Below are 2,914 nucleotides of genomic sequence, written 5' to 3'. Positions count from 1 at the left end.
CGTTCCGCTTCGATCGGAGTGATGCTCAGCGTCTCCTCGACGCCGTCGCGGCGCACGACGAGATCGAGCGTCTCGCCCGGTGCCGCCTGCACGATGGCGGTCGCCTCGGCGAACGTCGAGACCTGCTGGCCGTCGACAGACACCAACACGTCTCCCGGCTTGATGCCTGCTTCTGCAGCCGGTGTCGCCGGGTCGTCCGCCGTGCACTCCGTCGCCGTCGATCCAGCGGGCAGCACGCACTCACTCACGGAGGGGATCGTCGTCGTGCCCTGCTGCACCCCGATGCCCGACACGAGCACCGTGAAGATCACGATCGCGAGGATGAGGTTCATCAGTGGACCACCGAGCATCACGATGACGCGCTTCCACACCGGAAGACGATAGAAGACGCGATCCTCCGCGCCCTCGGCGATGGTCTCGTCGTTCGCAGATCGTGCGTCCTGCACCAGCGCGCGGAAGACGCCCTTCGCCGGTCCTGCGGTCTTGGATGCCGGGTACATGCCCGACATCGAGATGAAACCGCCGAGGGGCAGCAGCTTGAAGCCGTACTCCGTCTCGCCCACGCGCTTCGACCACAGGCGCGGTCCGAAACCGATCATGTACTGGCCGACGCGCACGCCGAACAGCTTCGCCGGCAGGAGGTGGCCGATCTCGTGCAGACCGATCGACAGACCGAGGCCGATCAGCATGAACACGATGCCGGCCAGATAGAGCAGTACTTCCACTCCCCCAAGCTAGTGCTCGCCGCCTAGGAATGAGCCCCATGGCGTGCCGGGAGTATGGGGCGTCTCGCATTAGGCTGGATCGGTGACCACCCGGCAGCTGCGACTCCTGCGCGCGGCTTCGGCGTCGGCGGTGGCGACGACGCTCGCCGCCGTATCGCACACGATCGCCGGTGGTGCAGCCCCGCATCCTCTTCTCCTCGTCGCTGTCGCGTCGCTGCTGGTGCCGCTCGCTGCTCTGCTCATCGGCGCACGAGCCTCTCGACTGCGGGTCGCGCTCACCGTCGTGATGAGCCAGACCGCCTTCCACGTCGTGTTCCAGCTGCTCGGCGCGCCGACCGGCTCGGCGACAGGGGCACCGCTCGTCGCGGGCCACCAGCATCACCTCGACCTCGGTTCGCTCCAGCCGATGGCCTCCGCATCGTCGGCGATGCCCGACGCGGTGATGGTGCTCGGCCACCTCGCCGCCGCCGTGCTCACGACGGCCGCTCTGTGGCACGGCGAGTCGATGGTGCGGGCTGTGGCCGGCTGGGTGCAGGCACGTCTGCGTCGCGCCACCGTCGTCTTCCATCCTGATCATGAGCGCCCTGCTCGGCCAGTGTTCTCGACCCCGCTGCTCGTCGACGTCGCGCTCTCGGCCACGGTCTCGCGCCGTGGCCCTCCCTCCTTCGCCTGATTCCGCATCGTCCCTCGGGGCGTCACCTTTTCCGCGGACGACGCGCATCTCTGCGCGCCCGCACATCAGCAATCAGGAGTTCGACCATGCGTTCCACCACCACCAGCACCACCCGCCGCAACCTCACCGCCGGACTCGTCGGAGGCGCGATCCTCGCGCTCGCGATCCCCGCCATGGCCAGTGCCCACGTCGGGGTGAGCCCGGATGAGCTCACCGCCGGAGATCACGGCGTGCTGACCTTCTCGTTCGCGCACGGCTGCGACAACTCGCCGACGACGTCGCTGAAGATCACCATGCCCGAGGGCCTCGCCTCGGTCGCACCCACGATGGACAGCGACTGGACGATCGACATCGAGCGCGGCGACGACGGGCTCGTCAGTGCCGTCACCTACACCGCCGTCGCCCCCGTTCCGAATGAGCTGCGCGGCGCCGTCAGCATGTCGGTGGGCCTGGACGACAGCACGCCGGACTCCCTCGCGTTCCCCGTCGTGCAGACCTGCGTCGAGGGCAGCACCGAGTGGACTCAGCTCGCCGAGGACGGTGAGGACCCGCACAGCCTCGACGCACCGGCACCGGTCGTGGCTGTCGTCGCCGCGGCGGGCGAGGCACACGGCGAGCACAGCGAGGCAGCCGAGACCGGCGGCTCGGAGGCGGCGAACGACGGCGGCACGCCGGACGCCCTGGGCACCGCACTCGGCGCCGGCGGCCTGATCGCCGGCCTCGCAGCGCTCGTGGTGTCGGTGCTGGCCTTCCGTCGCAAGGCCTGACCGACAGGCACGTCACCTCGACCGCGATGCGGACGAGGTGACGTGCCGCACCGGGGCTCCGGTCGCGAGGCGTGAGATCATGGATGCGACATGTCGATTGAACAACAACCGAGCCTGCCTCCCGTGCTCCGCCCCGCGAACCCGCCCCGGCGTGAGCTGTCCGAACTCGCCTCTCGATTCGCCCGAGACGTCCGCGGCGAGGTGAGTGGGATCTCCGTGACGGGGATCACCCTCGCCACCGCCGATCTGCGTCCGGGGGAAGCGTTCGTCGCCATCCGGGGGGTGAACCGCCACGGCGCCGAGTTCGCGCTCACCGCCGCCGAGAAGGGCGCCGTCGCGATCATCACGGATGCAGCCGGTGCCGAGATCGCCCAGCCTGCAGGTCTGCCGGTGCTCGTCGTCGACGATCCTCGCGGTGTGCTCGGCGCCGTGAGCGCCTGGGTCTACGGCACCGGCGCGGGAGAACCGCTGCCGCTGCTCTTCGCGACGACCGGGACGAACGGCAAGACGAGCGTCTCGCATCTTCTGGAGGGCATCCTCGACCAGCTCGGCGTGGTGACCGGCCTCTCTTCCACCGCCGAACGTCACATCGCCGGCGAGGTCATCGTCTCGCGTCTCACAACCCCTGAAGCGTCGGAGATGCACGCCCTGCTCGCACTGATGCGCGAGCGCGATGTCGAGGCCGTGGCAGTCGAGGTCAGCGCGCAGGCACTGTCCCGCCATCGGGTCGACGGCATCCGCTTCGACGT

Annotated in this window: 4 protein-coding genes; 3 read left to right on the top strand and 1 reads right to left on the bottom strand. The window is 69.4% G+C overall.

Annotated features, from left to right (window positions below; all coding sequences use genetic code 11):
• Positions 1-725, bottom strand: a 725-nt coding sequence (locus tag J7E68_RS18685) for a site-2 protease family protein (protein WP_311417400.1), incomplete at its 3' end; no start/stop codon positions are given.
• Positions 726-807: 82 nt separating this feature from the next.
• Between J7E68_RS18685 and J7E68_RS18680 the strand changes: the two genes are divergently transcribed.
• From J7E68_RS18680 to J7E68_RS18670, 3 genes are all read left to right on the top strand, one after another.
• Positions 808-1,398, top strand: coding sequence for a hypothetical protein (locus J7E68_RS18680; RefSeq protein ID WP_215175041.1), 591 nt, complete (start codon positions 808-810; stop codon positions 1,396-1,398).
• Between the two features lie 86 nt (positions 1,399-1,484).
• Positions 1,485-2,165, top strand: coding sequence for a YcnI family protein (locus tag J7E68_RS18675; RefSeq protein WP_215175038.1), 681 nt, complete (start codon positions 1,485-1,487; stop codon positions 2,163-2,165).
• A 90-nt stretch (positions 2,166-2,255) separates the two neighbouring features.
• A partial coding sequence (locus J7E68_RS18670) for a Mur ligase family protein (protein ID WP_251049156.1) occupies positions 2,256-2,914 on the top strand: 659 nt, incomplete at its 3' end.

Origin of the sequence: Microbacterium sp. ISL-103 (assembly GCF_018613995.1) — a bacterium.
In the GTDB taxonomy this organism is placed as follows: domain Bacteria; phylum Actinomycetota; class Actinomycetes; order Actinomycetales; family Microbacteriaceae; genus Microbacterium.
This window is presented reverse-complemented; position numbering and strand designations above follow the sequence as displayed.